General features: G+C 52.2%; 20 protein-coding genes. 19 read left to right on the top strand and 1 reads right to left on the bottom strand.

All coding sequences use genetic code 11. The features are described 5' to 3' along the window. Window positions 1-40: 40 nt before the first annotated feature. Window positions 41-3,709 carry a S8 family serine peptidase gene (locus EVJ23_RS01580; RefSeq protein WP_131463804.1) on the bottom strand — a complete coding sequence of 1,223 codons (3,669 nt, stop codon included), beginning with the start codon at window positions 3,707-3,709 and terminating at the stop codon, window positions 41-43. A gap of 338 nt (window positions 3,710-4,047) precedes the next feature. Here EVJ23_RS01580 and EVJ23_RS01575 point away from each other — a divergent pair, with 338 nt between their 5' ends. The 19 genes from EVJ23_RS01575 to glyS all read left to right on the top strand — a co-directional run bounded on the left by EVJ23_RS01575 (window position 4,048) and on the right by glyS (window position 20,733). Then, window positions 4,048-4,692, top strand: coding sequence for a class I SAM-dependent methyltransferase (locus EVJ23_RS01575; protein ID WP_131463802.1), 645 nt, complete (start codon window positions 4,048-4,050; stop codon window positions 4,690-4,692). Continuing rightward, on the top strand, window positions 4,689-5,156 hold the full coding sequence (locus EVJ23_RS01570) for an S-ribosylhomocysteine lyase (protein WP_131439956.1): 468 nt from the start codon (window positions 4,689-4,691) through the stop codon (window positions 5,154-5,156). Before EVJ23_RS01575 ends, EVJ23_RS01570 begins: the two co-directional genes overlap by 4 nt. Before the next feature lies 1 nt (window position 5,157). Continuing rightward, the gene (locus EVJ23_RS01565) at window positions 5,158-6,096 is read left to right on the top strand and encodes a PLP-dependent cysteine synthase family protein (protein WP_131463800.1); all 939 of its coding nucleotides are present in this window, start codon (window positions 5,158-5,160) and stop codon (window positions 6,094-6,096) included. Then, a complete protein-coding gene (locus tag EVJ23_RS01560; protein WP_131463798.1) occupies window positions 6,062-7,219 on the top strand; it encodes a bifunctional cystathionine gamma-lyase/homocysteine desulfhydrase in 1,158 nt (385 codons plus the stop codon). The genes EVJ23_RS01565 and EVJ23_RS01560 overlap by 35 nt, the downstream gene beginning before the upstream one ends. A 147-nt stretch (window positions 7,220-7,366) precedes the next feature. Beyond that, window positions 7,367-8,230: an EamA family transporter RarD gene (rarD, locus tag EVJ23_RS01555; RefSeq protein ID WP_236633361.1), complete on the top strand. Its 864-nt coding sequence runs from the start codon at window positions 7,367-7,369 to the stop codon at window positions 8,228-8,230. Window positions 8,231-8,307: 77 nt separating this feature from the next. After that, window positions 8,308-8,973 carry a deoxyribose-phosphate aldolase gene (deoC, locus tag EVJ23_RS01550; RefSeq protein ID WP_070326989.1) on the top strand — a complete coding sequence of 222 codons (666 nt, stop codon included), beginning with the start codon at window positions 8,308-8,310 and terminating at the stop codon, window positions 8,971-8,973. Between the two features lie 79 nt (window positions 8,974-9,052). Next, a complete protein-coding gene (gene rpsU / locus EVJ23_RS01545; RefSeq protein ID WP_286203271.1) occupies window positions 9,053-9,247 on the top strand; it encodes a 30S ribosomal protein S21 in 195 nt (64 codons plus the stop codon). A gap of 33 nt (window positions 9,248-9,280) precedes the next feature. Further along, window positions 9,281-9,730 carry a GatB/YqeY domain-containing protein gene (locus tag EVJ23_RS01540; RefSeq protein WP_070326991.1) on the top strand — a complete coding sequence of 150 codons (450 nt, stop codon included), beginning with the start codon at window positions 9,281-9,283 and terminating at the stop codon, window positions 9,728-9,730. Window positions 9,731-9,866: 136 nt separating this feature from the next. Next, entirely contained in the window at window positions 9,867-10,379 is a 513-nt protein-coding gene (locus tag EVJ23_RS01535) for an NfeD family protein (protein WP_070326992.1), read from the top strand. Continuing rightward, on the top strand, window positions 10,376-11,356 hold the full coding sequence (gene floA / locus EVJ23_RS01530; RefSeq protein WP_131463796.1) for a flotillin-like protein FloA: 981 nt from the start codon (window positions 10,376-10,378) through the stop codon (window positions 11,354-11,356). The genes EVJ23_RS01535 and floA overlap by 4 nt, the downstream gene beginning before the upstream one ends. Window positions 11,357-11,361: 5 nt before the next feature. Further along, window positions 11,362-11,826 carry a hypothetical protein gene (locus EVJ23_RS01525; protein WP_131463794.1) on the top strand — a complete coding sequence of 155 codons (465 nt, stop codon included), beginning with the start codon at window positions 11,362-11,364 and terminating at the stop codon, window positions 11,824-11,826. Window positions 11,827-11,953: 127 nt separating this feature from the next. Next, on the top strand, window positions 11,954-12,916 hold the full coding sequence (locus EVJ23_RS01520; RefSeq protein WP_370251801.1) for a PhoH family protein: 963 nt from the start codon (window positions 11,954-11,956) through the stop codon (window positions 12,914-12,916). Window positions 12,917-12,933: 17 nt separating this feature from the next. After that, window positions 12,934-15,015 (top strand): HD family phosphohydrolase, encoded by a 2,082-nt coding sequence (locus EVJ23_RS01515; RefSeq protein ID WP_236633362.1) that lies wholly within the window; start codon window positions 12,934-12,936, stop codon window positions 15,013-15,015. Beyond that, window positions 14,993-15,469, top strand: a complete 477-nt coding sequence (gene ybeY / locus EVJ23_RS01510; protein ID WP_070326995.1) for an rRNA maturation RNase YbeY — start codon at window positions 14,993-14,995, stop codon at window positions 15,467-15,469. Before EVJ23_RS01515 ends, ybeY begins: the two co-directional genes overlap by 23 nt. Beyond that, entirely contained in the window at window positions 15,466-15,807 is a 342-nt protein-coding gene (locus tag EVJ23_RS01505) for a diacylglycerol kinase family protein (protein WP_070326996.1), read from the top strand. Before ybeY ends, EVJ23_RS01505 begins: the two co-directional genes overlap by 4 nt. Window positions 15,808-15,841: 34 nt before the next feature. Beyond that, window positions 15,842-16,750, top strand: a complete 909-nt coding sequence (gene era / locus EVJ23_RS01500) for a GTPase Era (protein ID WP_070326997.1) — start codon at window positions 15,842-15,844, stop codon at window positions 16,748-16,750. 3 nt (window positions 16,751-16,753) lie between these two features. Then, a complete protein-coding gene (gene recO, locus EVJ23_RS01495; protein ID WP_131463792.1) occupies window positions 16,754-17,503 on the top strand; it encodes a DNA repair protein RecO in 750 nt (249 codons plus the stop codon). A gap of 280 nt (window positions 17,504-17,783) precedes the next feature. Continuing rightward, window positions 17,784-18,686: a glycine--tRNA ligase subunit alpha gene (gene glyQ, locus EVJ23_RS01490; protein WP_016508054.1), complete on the top strand. Its 903-nt coding sequence runs from the start codon at window positions 17,784-17,786 to the stop codon at window positions 18,684-18,686. Beyond that, the gene (gene glyS, locus EVJ23_RS01485) at window positions 18,679-20,733 is read left to right on the top strand and encodes a glycine--tRNA ligase subunit beta (protein WP_131463790.1); all 2,055 of its coding nucleotides are present in this window, start codon (window positions 18,679-18,681) and stop codon (window positions 20,731-20,733) included. The genes glyQ and glyS overlap by 8 nt, the downstream gene beginning before the upstream one ends. Window positions 20,734-20,753 lie beyond the last annotated feature (20 nt).

Genomic DNA, 20,753 nt, shown 5'->3' with positions numbered 1-20,753 from the left:
AAGAGCCCTCGCCTAGGCGAGGGCTCTTCTTCATGACAGATTATTTTTTGAACAACGTGATCGTCTTCGTCGTCACGTTGCCGGCGAGGTCGACCGCTTCGAACGTGAACGTATTCTCTCCTGACGTCACAGGAAGCGTGACTTTTTCAGTTCTTGAGAAAGCGCGCATCTCATAAGGTGCTTTTAGTGCCTGGCTGAATTTCAAATCACCGTTTACGAGGAGCTTCACTTCATCAAAATTATCTTTGACAGTCACGTTGACGTTGACCGTAGTTTGTTTTTTCCCGATTTGTTTCGGTAGTTTCCCGATCTCGATGACGGCTGGTGTCGCATCGACGAAAATTGTCCGTTGGAAGTTGGCGACGTTTCCAGCCGCATCCTCAGCGACGAAGCGGAGTTTGTGCACGCCGTCTGTAAATGTCCGATTCGTACTGAAGTCATATCGTTTCGTTGTTTCATTCCATGTGAGCGGGACATCAATCCCATCGACTTGGAATGAGTTGATGTTTGATGCGTCTTGAATCGATCCTTTGATGGGGACGATTGACGTCGCGTAAGGTGACAAAGCGAGCGGCGCGTCCAAGAAGACGCCAGGTTTTTCTGAATCCGTCGAATAGGCGACTGTTTTGGTCGTGCTATTTCCGGCATGGTCTGTGACGCGGACGCTGACTTCATCGGTCTCATTAAGTGGCGACGTGAAGGCATGACTGGCCGACCCGTTTGCAAGTTTGGCGACAGACTTACCGTTCAAGAAGTATTCGACAGAATGGATACCAGAGAAGTCGTCGTTCGCTTTTACGGACAAACTGTCATCTTGCCACTTCGCCGAGAACGTCGGATCTGTATAGTCGACTTTAACCGGGAAGCGGAGCGTCTGTGCCTCTTTTTTCATGTAATCGATGCTCGCTTCGATCTCATAGAAGTACTTGCCGGCCGGGGCCGGGTTACCGTTCAATTGTCCGTCCCATTTGTAGTCGGCTGAGTAGTAGTAAGGTGTATTGCGTCCGCCATCGAAGTAGTTTTTACGCAACTCGTCATCTTGCCGGAGCGTGCGGACGACATCGCCTGACTCGTCGACGATGCGATATTTGACGTCTTTGGCGTTACGAAGGAGCGAGAAGACCGGTGTCGCCACATCTTTTACGTTGTCCCCGTCAGGAGAGAACGCGATTGTGTCGGACGTGAACGACTCATCTAGGTTCATGCCCAAATAATTCCCTGTCTGATCGACCATTCCAGCCGTCTGATAGAACGATCCTGATTCATAGATGGAAGCGTCAAAGATCGGTGCTTTGCCCCAGTCGCCTTCGAAACCGACGAACGGTACGACGAGTCCTGGATTGCCTTCTGCCCCGTTCACATCGGTCAAGCGCACGAAACCGTCGACGAAATAGCCGTTTTCAAATACGTCTTTGGCCGAGACGAGACCGTTCAGCGTCTTTGGATTGAGAACCTGCGCTTTCGAGACGTCGAGCGCGATTTTGAGTTCGACTGTTTGCTTCGCTTTCAGTTTGACCGTATTTGCTTTCTTCCCGTTGATCGTCACGCTGGCGTTTTGGAGTGGTTGGGCCTCCATCGCATTTTGAATCGTCCCGGCCGTCCGTTCGATGGCGAGGTCGGTCTGAAGTGAAGACGAAACATCGTATGACACGGCTTTGTCGGATAAGTTCTCGACAACAAGCGTGAACGTCGCCTTGCTTCGGTTGAGTTCTTTTAAGGCAACTTTTGCTTCTTTTGTTGTCTTTTCATAGGCGACGGCTGGCGTTGAGACGGCCGCGTGCAATTGCATCAAACCGGCTCCTCCCCGACGCGGCGTGTATGGGAGGTTCTGATTCAACTGTTGGTTGTATGGACCGATATCAGTCACGGCTTTCGATGTGTTGATCAACAAATTCTTCGCCATCGTTACCCGAGCCGTACCGCTTAAAGCGAACTCGCGATCGACACGTTCGAGCACGAGGGCGGCGCCTCCTGCGACGTGTGGTGCAGCCATCGACGTTCCGCTCATCAATCCGTATTGATCGTCATTCAACGTCGAGAAGATTTGTCCGCCTGGCGCCGAGATTTCAGGTTTGAAATCGAGGTTTGGTGTCACGCCCCACGAAGTGAAGTTAGACAGTGAACCGGCTGCACGGTTAGCGACGCTAATGCGGTCACCTGCGAATTTAATGTTCATTTGTTCACCGGCAACGAGTCGCTGTTGAAGCTCATTTCCGTCTTTAATGCTGAGTGACGCCATCGGGATTTGTGGGTTCGCTAGCGCCATACTGACGTAATCACCATGACCGACGGCACCGCGGACGATGACACCGGCAGCCCCGTTCGCTTCGGCTGTCTTTTGAATGTTCGAGTAGAAATAGGCGCCGTCACGCACCGCGAAGACAATCTTCCCTTTCACGTCTTTCCCGACGTATTGACCAGGCTGTCCGTCACCGACATGGACGAGTTCATAGTCCCCATTCGTGAAAGCTGGGCCATCTTGTTTCTTCCATCCGATTTTATCTGTCTTGTCACCGGATTGAATCGAGAAAGCGTCCAATTGAATTTGGTCGTTCTCGAGTGAGGCGACTGAAGTCGAGGCCGAGCTCACGCTCGGAGCGCCGACGACGCCGGTATCCGGATTGTTCGCATAAGGGAGATCGTATCCGTTTCCGAAGTACGCCGAGTTACCAGCTGAGATCGACATGAAGACACCGTTATCGACAGCACGCTGTACCGCTTGTTGCTCGGGTGAGTCGGCATCGACGAAACCGGCCGTCGATCCGAGACTCATATTGATGACGTCGGCGCCGAGTTTGATGGCATCGTCGATCGCTTTAATATAGATATCGCCGTACGTCGAGGCGTAGTTCGGGTCGTTGCTGAATACTTTGAGACCGAGTACTTGCGATTCTGGAGCGACACCTTTCAAACCGCCAGTCGCCTCATCCCCGTTGGCCGCGACCGTACCCGATACGTGCATCCCGTGCATCGAGGCGCCAGGGGAATCATCGCGAATATCATCGTTCTCGTCGTAATAGTTATAAGCATAAGGAACTTTCTCGTTTATGTAGGCTCCCGGCAAACCGAACTCACTGACTGCCGACTCGACCTCACCTTGCGTGAGCTCTGCTTTTGTATCGTCGGTTAAGCGGAAGTCGCGATGGTCTGCATCGACACCCGTATCGATGACGGCGACGATCGTTCCTTCGCCGGTATACCCATAGTCGCCCCATGTCTGTTGCGATTGGACCATGCCGTTACTCGTTACCATATCCGGTTTGACCTCGGGGCGCTCGTATTCATTGACGACATGGACGTGAGCGACTTCAGGCAACGCTTCAACTTTCTGGACGTCTGTAGCCGAGAGCAACGTACTGAATCCGTTGAAGACGGTCGTGAACTCTTCAATCGTTTCTGCTTTCACACCTTTTTTTGAGATGGCGGCTTTCGCTTTTTTCTGTTCGGCTTTGACGAGTCCGTGAGCATTGTCTTTCTCGACCTTCGTCAATTCATTGAATTTTTTCCCTTTCTTTTTTGCTTGTTCGATGGCAGGTGCACCGACGAGTTCGACGACGACACGCAATTTTTCTTGCTTGTCGGCGATCTCAGCATTCGGCGTAACGGATCGTTTGGCAAGTACCGGATCTGTTCCGAGTCCGAGCAGCCCAGGTGTCAACGCCAGGCATGTAGCGAGGGAGACGTTTACATAAAATTTAAAGTTTGGCAATTTGAAAATCCTCCAATCGTTTAATTGAGAAGTATATGTATTTGTGGAAAATGATAGCTGAATGCAGGGCGATAATCGCTCGTTTTTTTCGAAAACAAGGTAATGAATTTGAACAAATTTAAAAATTCTGACAATTACTTTCGGCCTATCTTTTACTAAAATAGCTAGGTCTAAATTCACGCGTTCAACTCAAGTTTCAAAATTTGGGCGTGATATGCCCTCGAATAAAATGATTCGAACAATTCGCTTGAGATTTTTTTTGAAAATTGGTATGGTCTGAATAGATAAAACATATAAAACTTATCGACATAGTCGGAATAAAGCGATGGGGTGGAGCAATGGGATTACAGTTCATGGACATTTTTAAGGAATGGGCAACGCAATACGACACGACCGTGGCCGGACATGACGAGCAATATAAAGAAGTGTTCGCAGGTTATGAGGAGATGTTGAGCGAGGTCGTGGATCATCTCGAAGGGAAGGTCATGGAGTTCGGAGTCGGGACCGGGAACTTAAGTATGAAGATTTTAGAACGTCACGAGCTGGTTGCGGTCGAACCGTCCCCGGAGATGCGGGCTGTCGCCGCCGAAAAACTTGAGATTGATATTATCGACGGTGACTTTTTAAACTATCCGACGACAGAGCAGATAGATACGATCGTGTCGTCATACGCGTTTCACCATCTGACGGATGAAGAGAAACGGACAGCGATTCAAGGTTACGTCGAGCAGCTCGATTCACCGCGATTCGTCTTACTCGACACGATGTTCGCCTCGCAAAAGGCGAAGCGAGACATTCTCGACTGGGCGAGCGGTAACGGGTACGACGACTTGGTAGAAGATTTGAACCGCGAATTTTATCCGTATACGCAAACGATTCAAGCGATGCTCGAAGCGAACGGTTATACGGTCTCGATGACACAAAAAAATAAATTCGTCTGGCTCGTCGTGGCCACGAAACAATCAGGAGGAACTCAATCATGAAAAGTTATAAAGTCGAAAGTTTTAATTTGGACCATACAAAAGTACAAGCGCCTTACGTCCGTTTAGCAGGAGTGAAAAAAGGGACGGCCGATACGATCTATAAATACGACATTCGCTTCATCCAACCGAACGAGGGTCTCATGCCGATGCGGGCCGTCCATTCGCTCGAGCACTTGATCGCTGAGAACAGCCGCAGTCACTCGGACCAAATCATCGACGTCTCGCCGATGGGTTGCCAGACTGGTTTTTATTGGACGATGTTGAACGACGGCGATTACGAATCGATGCTCGACCTCGTCGAGGCGACACTCCGTGATGCAGCAAATGCGACGGAGTTGCCGGCGCAAAACCCAATCCAATGCGGAAGTGCCAACCACCACGACTTTGAGGGCGCAAAAAAATTAGCGGCCGACATGCTCGCGAAACGTGACGAGTGGCACATCATCTTTAAGGACGAGGCGTAATATGCTCGTCAATAACGTCTATGAACTGATCGGGGACACGCCGCTGCTCGAGTTACGGACGTTGCCTGTTCCGAAAGGCGTTAAAATATACGGCAAGCTCGAGATGATGAATCCAGGCGGGAGTGTGAAAGACCGGCTCGGGCTTCATTTGATCGAACAAGCGCTTGAACGCGGCCAACTCGAACGAGGTGGTACGGTCGTTGAGCCGACGGCCGGAAATACCGGCATCGGGCTCGCCCTCGCCTGTCAGCGGTACGGGGTGAACTTGATGACGGTCACGCCTGAAAAGTTTAGTCAAGAGAAGCAAGCGCTCATGTCATTGCTCGGCGCGACTGTCATTAACACAGAAACCGAGCTCGGGATGAAGGGTGCGATCGAGCGGGCCAAAGAGTTGGCGGTTGAACATAACGCCTATTTACCTGAACAGTTCTCGAATCCGGATAACCCGGATACGTACGTCGACTCACTCGCCCGAGAGCTATTGCAAGATATACCGAATATCGACGTCTTCATCGCCGGCGCGGGCTCGGGTGGCACGTTCACTGGGGTAGCCGCGGTTCTAAAAAATCACGGCACACGCAACGTCGTTGTCGAGCCTGAAGGATCGATCTTAAACGGTGGGCAACCAGGGCCCCATAAAACAGAAGGAATCGGTGTCGAGAAGTGGCCTCCATTTTTAGATCGTGAACTCGTCGATGGGATTTATACGATTTCTGATGATGACGCGTTTTATTACGTCGCCCATTTGGCGAAGCAAGAAGGACTGCTCGTCGGAAGTTCTTCCGGTGCGGCCATCGCCGCTTGTGTGAAGGAAGCAAACCGGATGACCGAAGGTGTGATCGTCACGATTTTACCAGACAGTGTCGAACGATATTTAAGTCAAGGAATAGTCAAGGAGGCAGAACATGCGTACAAAAACAGCGCTTATTCACGGCGGTAAGACGACGGACCCGTTGACGGGTGCCGTGACACCAGCCATCTATCAAACGAGTACTTATAAACAAGACGGAATCGGCAATTTGCGGGACGGGTATGAATATTCGCGGACGGCTAACCCGACGCGGACGGCGCTTGAGACGCTGATCGCCGACATCGAAGGCGGGGCGCGTGGTTTTGCGTTCGCTTCAGGGATGGCCGCCATCTCAACGATTCTCATGTTAATGAAATCAGGGGACCACGTCATCGTCGGTTCTGACGTATATGGGGGAACGTACCGTGTATTCAATCGAGTATTTCAATCACTTGGCTTGGAAGCATCTTTTGTCGATACGTCTGACGCGGCGGCAGTCCGCGAAGCCGTCCAACCGAACACGAAAATGATTTATGTCGAGACGCCGACGAATCCGCTCTTGAACGTCACGGACATGCGCAGTGTGCGTGACATTGCGACCGAGGCCGACGTCTTGTTCGTCGTCGACAATACGTTCATGACACCGTATTTCCAAAATCCGATTGAGTTCGGTGCGGACTACGTCTTGCACAGTGCCACGAAATATTTAGGTGGACATAGTGACGTCGTCGCCGGACTCGTCGTCGCCCGGACAGAAGAACTTGGGGAACGTTTGGCGTTCCTACAAAACTCGGTCGGAGCCGTGCTCGGACCGCAAGACAGCTTCCTCGTCGTGCGCGGCATCAAGACGCTCGCGGTCCGGATGGAAGAGATCGAGACGAACGCGCTCGCACTCGTCGAGTTCTTGACGTCTCACGAGGCGATCAGCCGGGTGTTGCACCCGAGCATTGCCAGCGAGACAGCGAAACAAATCCATCTGTCACAAGCCCGAGGCTTTGGCGGCATGATCGCTTTTGACGTCGGATCGGCCGAAGCGGCAGAGACGGTCGTTGCGAAAACGAACTACTTCACGCTCGCTGAAAGTCTCGGTGCGGTCGAGAGCTTGATTAGCGTGCCGGCACGGATGACACATGCCTCGATTCCGGCCGAACGTCGGGCAGAACTCGGCATCACGGACGGGCTCGTCCGTATCTCTGTCGGACTTGAAGATGTGAACGATTTGATTGAAGACTTGGAGCAAGCACTTGCGGCCTTGACGACAATCACGAGCTGAATGAACGTGTGACACGAGGTGCGCTCTCAGAGCGCGCCTCTTTTGTCGTGGGAAGGTTGGAAGAAATCGCTTGAATGTCCGAAACGCATCGACTAAACTGACGATAATTGATTAGGAGAGCGGGTGAACGGATTGAATAAAGGAGTCATGCCCACAATCGGTGCGTACGTCATGTGGGGCATCCTGCCGATCTATTGGAAGTTTCTACAGGAAATACCGAGCAGTCAAATCCTCGCCCACCGTATCGTCTGGTCGTTTCTATTCATTTTACTCGTCTTGAAATGGACGAAACAGTGGACTGAATTCAATTATGCGCTCAGACATCGGGCGACGCGGAACGCCTTTATGTTGAACGGCTTTATCGTCAGTGCGAACTGGTTTGTCTACATATGGGCGGTCAATCACGGCTATATCATCGAGGCATCGCTCGGATATTATATCAATCCGCTCGTCAGCATGGTGTTAGGTGTCCTCGTTTTTCGGGAATCATTAAATCGAGTCCAATGGCTCGCGGTCGGTGTCGCGACGGTCGGGGTGCTCGTCTTGACGTTCGGTTATGGGTCGTTCCCGTGGATCGCTTTCATATTGGCGAGTACGTTCGGGTTTTACGGGATGGTCAAAAAACGGCGGCCGCTTGCGTCGACGGTCAGTCTAGGCATCGAGACGCTCGCGGTCGTTCCGGTCGCGGTCATCTTCCTCGCTTTCGAAACGTCGCGCGGCGGGCTCACGATGACGGGCGAACCGATTGTTTGGGCCGCGCTCTTAGGCACGGGCGTCATGACGGCGTTGCCGCTCCTGTTGTTCGGTTACGGGGCGCAACATATCCCGTTCACGCTCGTCGGTTTTTTACAGTTCATCGCCCCGACGCTCAGTCTGGCGATCGGTGTCATCTTGTACGACGAACCGTTCACGACGTATCATGTTTTCGCGTTCACGTGCATCTGGATCGCCATCTTTTTCTTCAGTTGGAACAGCTGGGTCCAAACGCGAAAACGCCGTCAACTTGCATGAAGTGAAAGCTGTTACATTTCTCAAAAACATGATAATATGTTAGATGTCAGACCTATATGTCAGAGGAGGAATTTATTATGGAATTAGCACGTTATATCGACCACACGGCCTTGAAGGCAGAAACAACGAAAGATCAAGTTACAAAATTATGTGCAGAGGCACTTGAGTACAAATTCGCGAGCGTTTGTGTCAACCCGACATGGGTCGCTTACGCTGCCGAGCAACTTAAATTAGATGAGGACGTCAAAGTTTGTACGGTCATCGGATTCCCGCTCGGTGCGAACACACCTGAAGTGAAAGCGTTCGAAACGAAAGATGCGATTGCCAACGGCGCAGACGAAGTCGACATGGTCATCAACATCAGTGCGATGAAAGACGGCGATTTCGACCTCGTCGAACGCGACATCCGTGCCGTCGTCGAAGCAGCAAACGGTACGCTCGTCAAAGTCATCTTTGAAACGTGCCTGCTTACTAAAGAAGAAATCAAAAAAGCGGCTGAGCTGTCAGTCAAAGCGGGTGCAGACTTCGTGAAAACGTCGACTGGATTCTCAACTGGCGGCGCTACCGTCGAAGACATCCGACTCATGCGTGAGACGGTCGGACCGGATCTTGGCGTCAAAGCATCAGGCGGCGTCCGTGATTTCGCAGGCGCACAAGCGATGATCGATGCTGGTGCAACGCGCATTGGCGCTTCTGCCGGAATTGCCATCGTCACAGGCGGGCGTTCGGACAGCGATTATTAATTGAAGTAGTAGTTGACCACACGACTTAATTTCACTATAATGTGGTATGACGTGTGAAACACGTTTCCTTAGTCGTGTAATTCGGAGGGAGGGAAAACTAGTGGAAACTCGTGTCCGTAAAAACGAATCGCTTGAAGACGCTCTTCGTCGTTTCAAACGCGGTGTTGCGAAAGATGGCACTCTTGCCGAAGTTCGCAAACGTCGTCACTACGAAAAGCCAAGCGTAAAACGTAAATTGAAATCAGAAGCTGCTCGCAAGAACAAGAAATTCTGATTGAAGTTTCTTTTGTAGAGAGGGTGTTGGCTCATGAGTCTGCAAGAACGCTTGACGGACGACATGAAGCAAGCCATGCGCGCTAAACAGAAAGATCGTCTCACGACGATCCGGATGGTCAAAGCGTCGCTCCAGAACGAGGCCATCAAACTTGGTCGACAAGATCTTACTGAGGAAGAGGAGCTCACGGTGCTCAACCGAGAGATGAAACAGCGCAGAGACTCCCTCCGAGAATTCGAAAGCGCTGGTCGTGAAGACCTTGCTTCTAAAGTAGCTGATGAAATTGTCGTACTAGAGGTCTACATGCCTAAGCAACTCTCTGAAGACGAAGTCACAGCAATCGTCAAGGCGGCAATTGCCGAGACGAACGCTGCGGGTCCGTCCGATATGGGTAAGGTGATGGGCGTCGTCATGCCACAAGTTAAAGGCAAGGCTGACGGTGGTCTTGTGAACCGAATTGTCAAACAACAATTGACGAATTAATGATAAAAGGCAGGGAACTTTGGAGAAATCCAAAAGTTTCTGCCTTTTTTTGCGTATTATGAAACCACATTCAATCTTGTTTCGTATACACTAGAGATAAGAGGTAGCTTTGGATTTGGAAGGGGGTAGCAATACGATGACATTTGGTCTCGGAGTGATTCTGACGGTGTTTTTCGTCGGGATTGTCCTTCTTGGAATTGAAGTGTTCGTTGCCGGTTTTGGATTGTTCGGGGTCCTCGGGATAGGCGCCGTCGTGGCGAGTTTGATTATGGCAGGTGCCACGATCGGGCAGCTTTGGCTGTCGCTTGGTTTAGCGACGGCGCTTGTTGCGGGACTCGGGTTTTGGGCGTACCGTCGACTGCAGTCGAATCGCTCACTCATGTATAAAGGCTTGATTTTGACCGATTCGACGTCGACTGATAAGGGGTATTTGTCTCATGACGACCGGAAACGGTTGCTTGGGAAAGTCGGTGTCACATTGACGCCACTTCGTCCAGCAGGTACTGCTGAGATTGAAGGCGAACGAATCGACGTCGTGGCAGAAGGTAGCTATCTCGATGAACAAACAAAAATTGAGGTGTATAAAGTCGACTCAGGACGCGTTGTCGTCCGACGCTTTGTAGAACCGAAGGAGGATGTAACAGAATGACACCAGAACTATTAAGCACGTTACTCATCACAGGTGGGGGATTGATCGCGCTCGCCGTGTTCTTCACGTTTGTACCGGTCGGCCTGTGGATCAGCTCGTTTGCTTCAGGCGTCCACGTCTCCATCTTCACATTGATCGGGATGCGACTTCGTCGTGTCATCCCGTCTAAAATTATCAACCCACTCATCAAAGCCGTCAAAGCAGGCATTGGCTTGAACACGAACCAGCTCGAGAGTCACTTTTTAGCCGGTGGTAACGTCGACCGTGTCGTCAACGCTTTGATCGCGGCGCACCGTGCCGATATCGAGTTATCGTTCGAACGTGCCGCCGCCATCGACCTTGCTGGCCGGAACGTGTTAGAAGCCGTTCAGATGTCGGTTAACCCGAAAGTCATCGAGACACCGTTCATCGCCGGTGTGGCGATGGATGGGATCGAAGTGAAAGCGAAAGCGCGGATCACGGTTCGTGCCAACATCGACCGCCTCGTCGGGGGTGCCGGTGAAGAAACGATCATCGCCCGTGTCGGTGAAGGGGTCGTCTCGACGATTGGTTCGCAACATAACCATAAACACGTGCTTGAGAACCCGGACATGATTTCACGTACCGTATTGACGAAAGGTCTCGATTCAGGGACGGCGTTTGAAATCTTGTCGATCGATATCGCCGACATTGATATCGGTAAAAACATCGGCGCTGTGCTCCAAACCGACCAAGCCGAGGCAGATAAGAAAATTGCGCAGGCGAAAGCCGAGGAACGTCGCGCGATGGCGATCGCCCGCGAGCAAGAGATGAAGTCGTCGGTCGAAGAAATGCGCGCCAAAGTTGTCGCGGCCGAGGCGGAAGTACCGCTCGCGATGGCAGATGCGCTCCGTAACGGCAAGCTTGGGGTCATGGATTACGTCAACTACTTGAACGTCCAAGCGGATACGCAAATGCGTAATGCGATCGGTCATCCAGTCGAATCTGATAGAGAGTAATCGATATGGATGGATTATGGATCTTACTATTAGCCGCCTTCGGGATCGCTTCTGCGGTCATGAAGCGACTTGAGAAATCGTCATCTACCGGAGAAAAGCCGCCGAGCACGGATTTGAAGCGGTATCTTGATACGGTCGGTGACATGATGAAAGAAGTCGATGGGCAACTGAACGATCCGCGAGATGAGCGACAGAACAAAGTACCGCAAAAAGTTCGTCGTCGTGTCGCGATTCCGGTCGAAAATTCAGACCGGCACGAGTTTGACCCAAATCGACACGCACCAAAGTCACGTGAGCCGCTCCCGAAAGTGAGCGCTGCGTTCGAACAGGCAGTCAAAATCCCTCCGATAACGGAAGCGACCGATTCACGACAGACAGCGCAAACGCGCATTTCGATGAAGCAAGCGCGTCAAGCCATCGTCTGGAGTGAGATTCTTCAGCCGCCGGTCTCGAAACGCCGCCGTCGGTAATTTTTTAGCAGTGACTCGATGTCACTGCTTTTTTTGTGGCTTGAGATAACGGTCTTTCTTTCACGAACGGCATGATAGTGCTAAAGTAAAGAAGGAACAATCTATAGATGAGGGGGAGAAACATCCATTGATTACGACAGATAAGATACCGTTCGTCATGGAACATGCGAGCGAAGCGCAGGCACTCCTCGGACCGAAAGACGAGGTGTTCCATGCGATCGAGGCCGAGCTGGCCGTCGCGCTTACGCCTCGTGGCGAAGAGCTGATCATCCAAGCCGATAGCGTGGAGACGCTCGAATTGACGAAAAGTGTGATCAAGACGTTGCAACAACTCGTTAAACAAGGTGCACGGTTGAACGAGGGCGATGCGATCAGTGTCATCCAACATATTAAGATCGGCAAAGGGGAAGAACTGCTCGAACATTATGGCCGCGTCGTCTTCACGACGAACAAAGGGAAACCGATCCGGGCGAAGACGGTCGGACAGAGCCGTTACGTCCGGGCCATCGAGAAACGCGACCTCGTATTCGGGATCGGGCCGGCCGGGACCGGGAAGACGTATTTGGCGGTCGTCCTGGCTGCGCGGGCGCTGAAAGAAGGTCAAGTGAAACGGATCATTTTGACGCGTCCTGCCGTCGAGGCGGGTGAGAACCTCGGTTTCTTGCCGGGCGACTTAAAAGAGAAAGTCGACCCTTACTTACGACCGCTCTATGACGCCTTGTTTGACGTCTATGGTGTCGAACACACGAACCGTCTGCTCGAGCGAGGCACAATCGAAGTCGCCCCGCTCGCTTACATGCGCGGACGGACGCTTGAAGATGCGTTCGTCATTTTGGATGAGGCGCAGAATACGACGAAAGAACAGATGAAAATGTTTTTGACACGGCTCGGGTTCGGGTCGAAGATGGTCGTCACCGGTGATTTGACGCAAGTCGACTTACCGAGAGGGAAAGCGTCGGGGCTTCAAGAAGCGCTCCATCTCCTCGAAGGGGTCGACGGGATTCACTTCGAACACTTTAGCGCCTCAGACGTCGTGCGGCATCCACTCGTCAAAAAAATCATCAACGCCTACAGTACAGATATTACATGACGAAAGGGGGGGCACTGATGCAGCAAGCACGTCATTGGACGGTCGCCACAATCTCCGTCCTCTTTTTTCTCATCCTTGGCGCGATCCTCTACTTTACGGTGCGCCCATCAATCATCAGCGTAGAGCCGCTTGGCATCGCCGCACAAGATATCCGCTCCCCGATCACGATCGAGGACAGGGTCGCGTCGGACCGTCTGAGACAAGACGCGACGAACGCCGTCGGAAGTCAGTTCTCATTACGCCGTGAATTCGCCGATCAACAGATTGCCAAAATCGAGCAATTGTTCGCGGCGTTCGAAGACACGGATGAGGACACTGAACTGTCTGATATCAAAAATCGATTGAACTCTACAGAAGTGAACGGGCTCCTTGCAGACGATGAGTTGAACTCACTCCTGGAGGCGACCGTGAACACGCGTCGTACCGTCGAAGACGTCGCCGTGACGGCGCTTCAAGAAGTCATGGCCAATCGGATCGAAACGAGTTCCGAGTCGATTGCCGAGGCGAGAGACCGGGCGTCGACGGTCATCGACCAATCACCGTTGTCGTTAGAATTCCGAGCGGTCGCGACGAGTTTAAGTGACCAACTGATCGTCCCGAACTATGTCTTCGATTCGGAAGCGACTCGTCAGAAAGAACAAGAAGCGATCGACGCCGTTGAACCGGTCATCATTCAAGAAGGGCAGCTCCTCGTCAACCAAGGGGAAGTCGTGACCCGTGAAATCTATCGGAAGCTCGAATTGACCGGTGCGATTGACCCGAACCGTTCGTTCGCGCCTTTGTTCGGTGCCTATTTGCTCAGCGGACTCTTGACGGTCGGATTTTTATTCATGCTGATCCGTTCAAAAATTCAAGAACTTTTGCTCCGACCTAAAATTTTGATTACCGTCTATGGTTTACTATTGCTGCAACTAGGTATTTTCTTCGGCGTCGGTTATATCGGGATCGAGTTCACGACGTATGCGTACGTCATCGCCCCGACGGCGTTCGTCGTCTTATTGCTCCGTATCTTAGTCGATGAACGGGTCGCGTTGGCTTCGGCGCTCATCACGATGATCGCTGGTTCAATTGTTGCGAGCTTTGGCCAAAATACGAGCTTTATGACGGTCGTTTACTTTGCGACCGGGAGTTTCCTGGCTGTCTTTTTAGTCGAACCGAAGATTCAACGGAAACGCTTGTTCCTTTCAGGCGTCTTGCTCGGAATCATCAACATCATCATGGTGCTCGCGCTCCTGTTCTTGCGGAACACGCAAGTGACGTGGGAGATGGTCGCCTATTTATCCGGTTTCGCGATCACGAGCGCCTTGCTGTCGATCGTTCTCACGTTCGGCTTCTTACCGTTTCTAGAGCCTTGGTTCGGCGTATTGTCGTCCGGACGCCTAGTCGAATTGATGAGCCCGACGCATCCGTTGCTGCGAAAACTGTTGATGGAGGCGCCGGGAACGTATCACCATAGCATGATGGTCGCCAATCTCGCCGAGTCGGCGTGTGAGGCGATCGGGGCCGATGGTCTGCTCGCCCGGGTCGCGAGTTATTATCACGACCTCGGCAAGACGGAACGACCGCTCCACTTTATCGAGAATCAACAAAACGGCGTGAACCCGCACGACCGGCTCACACCGGAAGAGTCGGCCGACATCATTATGGCGCATCCTTACGACGGCTCTGATTTGTTGCGGCGCTATAAACTGCCGAAAGAGATTATCGACATCGCCGAGCAACATCACGGGACGTCGCTGCTCAAGTTCTTTTATGTGAAAGCGAAAGAGTCACGAGACGTGTCGGAGTCACGTTTCCGTTACCCGGGACCGAAACCGCAGTCGCGTGAGGCGGCGGTCGTCATGATCGTCGATTCGATTGAAGCAGCGGTCCGGTCGCAAAAACAGCCGACACCGGAGCGGATACGTCAGCTCGTCAGCTCGATCATTCGCGACAAGCTTCAAGACGGTCAGTTCGAAGAGTGTGACTTGACGACGAAAGAAGTGTGGCGTGTCGGTGAGAGTGCATGCGAGACGTTGACCGGCTTGTTCCATGAACGGATCGAATACCCAGAACTAAAGAAAGAAGGCGAATTACATGCAAATCATCTCGAACGATGAACAAGGGTTGTTGACCGAGTCTCAGCTCGAGTTAGTCGAATCGATTTTAGTTCACGCGGCCTTGGCTGAACAAGTCGAAGAACCGAGTGAACTGTCAGTCACATTTTTAACGAATGACGAGATTCAAGTGATCAACCAGGAGTGGCGCGGCAAAGACGCGCCGACGGACGTCATCAGCTTTGCTTTTGACGAGATGGGAGAAGAAGAGATGGACTTCATGCTTGATGAGGATGAACCCCGTCTATTGGGCGACATCGTCATCTCGGTGGAGCGGTGCCGCGAGCAAGCGGCGGACTACGGTCATTCGTTCGAACGTGAACTCGGTTTCTTGGCGATCCATGGCTTTCTCCATTTGCTCGGCTACGACCATATGACGCCAGAAGAAGAAGCCGAGATGACGGCGCGTCAAGAGCAAGTGCTCGCTCATTTTGAGTTGAAGCGAGGCGAGGTGTGAATCCGTTCTGGTTTGCGGTGCACGGGATCGTGCACGCGGTGCGAACCGAACGGAACATGCTGATTCACCTCATTGCAAGCCTGCTCGTCGGATTGTTCTGTTGGTGGCTCCCGACGACAACGCTTGAAAACCTCATCTTGTTCGGTTGGGTCGTGCTTGTCATCGCTCTCGAATTGATGAACACGGCCGTCGAACGGACGGTCGATCTCGTGACGAAAGATATCGAGCCGCTCGCCAAACAAGCGAAAGACGTCGCGGCGGGCTCGGTCCTCGTCGCTTCGGGCGGAGCAGCCGTGACAGCGCTCGTCATTTTCGGACCGTATTTATTCGCTTTATAATCAATGTATTGGAAATTTAGAAAGCAGGTGCACTATGTATCAAGAAGGTTTTAAATCAGGTTTTGTTTCAATTATCGGACGTCCGAACGTCGGGAAATCGACGTTCTTGAACCGGGTCATCGGTCAAAAGATCGCCATCATGTCAGACAAACCCCAGACGACACGTAATAAGGTCCAAGGTGTCTATACGACAGACGACACGCAAATCATCTTCATCGACACGCCAGGGATCCATAAACCGAAGCACCGTCTCGGTGACTTCATGATGAAAGTGGCGACGAACGCGTTGCGTGAAGTCGACGCGATTTTGTTCATGGTCAATGTCACAGAGCCGCGCGGTGCCGGTGACGAGTTCATCATCGAGAAGTTGAAAGGACTCGACACACCGATCATCCTTGTGATGAACAAAATCGATTTGATTCACCCGGACGAGATCCCCGCTGTCATCGAACAGTATACGAATCAACTTGATTTCGCGGCGTACGTTCCGATTTCAGCCTTGCAAGGCAATAACGTCGAACCGCTCATCGGTGAGATCAAGAAGCTGCTGCCTGAAGGGCCGATGTACTATCCGGCCGATCAAGTGACGGATCACCCGGAGCGCTTCATCATCTCGGAACTGATTCGCGAGAAAGTGCTCCATAACACGCGCGATGAGATCCCGCATTCGATCGCGGTCAACATCGAATCGATCAAGAAACGAGACAACTCGGACATGGTCGACGTCGAAGCCGTCATCATGGTCGAGCGTGACTCGCAAAAAGGAATCGTCATCGGCAAGAAAGGTGCGATGCTCCGTCAGGTCGGGACGGAAGCGCGTCATGACATCGAGCTCTTGCTCGGTACGAAAGTGTATTTAAACTTATGGGTGAAAGTCCAAAAAGATTGGCGCAATAAGATGGGCCAACTCCGTGACCTCGGTTTCCGCGACGACGAGTATTGAGCCATGTTACAAAAAGTCACGGGCATCGTCATTCGGACCGTCAATTATGGTGAATCCAACAAAGTCGTGACAATCTTCACAGAAGAGCTCGGGAAAGTCGCCGTCATGGCACGCGGTGCGAAAAAGCCGGGGAGCCGGCTGCACGCATCGAGCCAACCGTTCGTTGAAGCCGTCTATATCTTTCCGGCGAGCCGTGGTCTCGGTCAACTCAAGTCGTCTGACGTGATTACGTCATACCCGGAAGTGCGAAAAGATGTCGAGCGGATGGCGTATGCCGTGTACTTGCTCGAACTCGTCGATAAAACTGTCGAAGATCGAGTCCCGAACCGGCCGTTATACCGAATTTTGAATGACGCGCTCCAAGCGCTGAACGCTGGAATGGACCCAGAGATCATCACCCATCATTTCGAGCTCAGAATTATGTATCTGCTCGGTGTCGCCCCGGTCTTGACCGGTTGTGTCCGGTGCAACGATGTGACCGACCCGATGTTCTTTTCCGTGACGTCGGGCGGGTTTCTCTGTTCGCGTCACCAAGAGGCAGGGTCGATTCAGATGAGTGAGCGGCTGGCGAAGTTACTTTACTTGTTGAGCCGGCATGAGCTGTCAGAGTTTAGTAACGTCCCGTTGACGAAGGAGACACGTCTCCTGTTACGGCAACTGTTTGACGCCTATATGGACTCTTACAGCGGATTGAACCTCAAGACGAAACGGGTCCTCGATCAGATGCAGCGACTTTACTTGAACGATGATTGACAATTCATGCAAGGTTCGATACCATAATCTACGATTAGACAAATGAAATAGCGTGCGCTGTGAAGGAAAATGAGTAGTTCTTAAATCATGGGTAAAGCGAGTTCGGGAAGGTGAGAGCCGAACGCCATGAAGAGAGCGAATGGCGATTCCGGAGCGCCCCAATCCAAAGAGTGGCCTCGATACCGAGGCAAGTAGGGTGGAACCGCGGGTAATCCCGTCCCTATGTGCATGGCACATAGGGGCGTTTTTTGTCGTTTCAATACTTTTGGAGGTGTCACATATGAAGCACAAAACGGTGCAAGAAATCATTCTCACGTTGCAAAATTTTTGGGCGTCGAAAAACTGCCTGACGATGCAAGCGTATGACGTAGAAAAAGGGGCCGGAACGATGAACCCGATGACGTTTTTACGGAGTCTCGGACCAGAGCCGTGGAACGTTTGTTATACGGAGCCGTCACGCCGTCCGGCTGACGGTCGATACGGGGAAAACCCGAACCGTCTGTATCAACATCACCAATTCCAAGTCATCATGAAGCCGTCCCCAAACAACATCCAAGAACTCTATTTGGAGAGTTTGGAACTGATCGGTATCAACCCGCTCGAACACGATATTCGCTTCGTCGAGGACAACTGGGAAAACCCGACGTTCGGTGCGGCCGGACTCGGTTGGGAAGTATGGTTGAACGGGATGGAAATCACCCAGTTCACTTACTTCCAACAAGTCGGCGGGATCGAGTGCGACCCGATCGCCGTCGAGATCACGTACGGTCTCGAACGTCTCGCGTCATATATCCAAGAAGTCGAGAGCGTGTTCGACCTCGTCTGGACAGACGGTTTCAAGTATGGCGATATTTTCTATCAGCCAGAGTTTGAACACTCGAAGTACACGTTCGAGCTGTCAGACGTCGATATGTTGTTCACGTTGTTCGATACGTATGAGAAAGAAGCGAAGCGGGCGCTCGAGGAAAACCTCGTCTTCCCGGCGTACGATTACATCTTAAAATGCTCGCACACGTTCAACCTGCTCGATGCGAAAGGCGCGATCTCGGTGACGGAACGGACCGGTTTCATCCAACGTGTCCGCAACATGTCGCGGGCATGTGCGGCCAAATTTATCGAAGAACGGGAACGCCTCGGCTTCCCACTCCTTAATCAAGAGAAAGCAGGTGCCTTGGATGCGTGACCTTTTACTAGAAATCGGACTTGAAGAACTACCAGCCCAATACGTGCTCCGCTCGGAGAAACAGTTAGGAGAGCGCGTGGCGACGTTCTTGTCGGACGCTCGCGTCAACTTCGGAGCTGTCACGGTCTATTCGACACCACGTCGTCTCGCTGTACTCGTCCGTGACGTCGAGGAGAGTCAACAAGATTTGACGGAGACGCTCCGGGGACCGGCTAAAAAGATTGCGCAAGATGCAGACGGAAACTGGTCGAAAGCGGCAGCAGGATTTGCGCGTGGACGCGGATTGTCAGTCGACGACCTTTACTTCGCGGAAGAAAAAGGGGTCGAATACGTCTTCGCAAATCGTCACGAGTCAGGTCAGCCGACGGCTTCATTACTTGGCGGCCTTGAAGACGTCGTCCGCGGCATGACGTTCCCGAAAAATATGAAATGGGGTACGAGCAGCCTCCGCTACATGCGTCCGATCCGCTGGTTAGTCGCCATGTTTGGGACAGAACAGATCGATTTCGAGATCGAGGGCGTCAAAACAGGTAATGTGACACGCGGACATCGCTTCTTAAGTAAAGGCGACGTGACGATCTCATCACCTGACCGCTATGCGGCCACGCTCGAACAAGAGTTTGTCGTCGCATCGTACGACGACCGTCGCGAACGCATCGAACGTCAAATCGAACAATTGGCGAACGAGCAAGGATGGACGGTGCCACTTGACGCATCGCTGCTTGAAGAAGTGACGAACCTCGTCGAGTGGCCGACAGCCCTGTTCGGTGAGTTTGATGCGAGCTACCTCGACCTTCCGGAAGAAGTGTTGATCACGACGATGAAAGAGCATCAGCGCTATTTCCCGGTCTATGTCGGTGACACGCTCCAACACTATTTTGTGACGGTTCGTAACGGTAACGCAGACCATCTGCAAAACGTTGCCAAAGGGAACGAGAAAGTCATCCGGGCACGACTCGCCGATGCCGTCTTCTTCTATGAGGAAGATAAAAAGACGAAGATCGACGACCAGCTCGACCGTCTCGACCGCATCGTCTTCCATGAGAAGCTCGGAACGACAGGCGCGAAAGTTCGTCGCGTCCAACAACTCGCGCTCACGCTCGCTCCACTGTTCAGTGCCGATGCTCAAAAAGTCGAACGCGCTGGAAAGATTCATAAATTCGACCTCGTTAGCCAGATGGTTTACGAATTTACCGAGCTTCAAGGCGTGATGGGAGAAAAGTATGCACTCCAGCAAGGTGAGGACAAAGAAGTTGCGGCCGCGATCCGTGAGCACTATATGCCACGCTTCGCCGGAGACGCATCACCGGCCACGCCGACGGGGGCCGCGCTCGCACTCGCGGATAAACTCGATTCGATTGCTGCGTTCTTCGGGGTCGGCATGATTCCAAGCGGTTCACAAGATCCGTTCGCCCTTCGCCGCCAAGCGCAAGGAGTCGTTCAAATTCTTGGAGATTGGCACGTCGATCTACCAGTCGACAAATTACTTTCACAAGTTGTCGAATCTCAGGTGGAAGCAGGACTTTACGATGCCGATAAAGAACAAGTCAAGGCGCAACTTAACGACTTCTTTATGCTCCGCTTGAAGTATCGTCTGCAAGAGAGACAAGTACGATACGATGTGATTGATGCCGTTCTCACGACTGGTCTGACTGTCGAACAGCTCGACGCTCGCGCGGAGGCGGTTCAAAATATGCTGTCAGACGAGGCGAAACAGTTGATCGAGCAGTTGACGCGCGTCGTCAATATCGCTAAAAAAGGCGAACCAGGACTAGTGAATCCGGCCTTGTTTGAGAATGCTGAAGAGAAAGCCCTTCACGCCGCGGTCGAATCAACATTGCCCGAGACACATGAAGCGGTCGAAGTGGGCGACTACACGCGTGCCATCACATCACTTCGAGCGCTTGAACAACCGATAAGTGCTTATTTTGAAAATACGATGGTCATGAGCGACGTAGAAACGATTCGCCATAATCGTCTCAGTGAGATGAAGCGACTCGCTACGACGATCGAGCGTGTTGCTGACTTCAGCGCGCTCGTACTCTGATCAAACTAGAGGGGGTTGGC

The organism is Exiguobacterium sp. SH1S1, assembly GCF_004337245.1.
Lineage (GTDB): Bacteria > Bacillota > Bacilli > Exiguobacteriales > Exiguobacteriaceae > Exiguobacterium > Exiguobacterium aurantiacum_A.
Note: the sequence above shows the minus strand (reverse complement) of the source record. Positions and strands in the feature narration are given on the sequence as shown.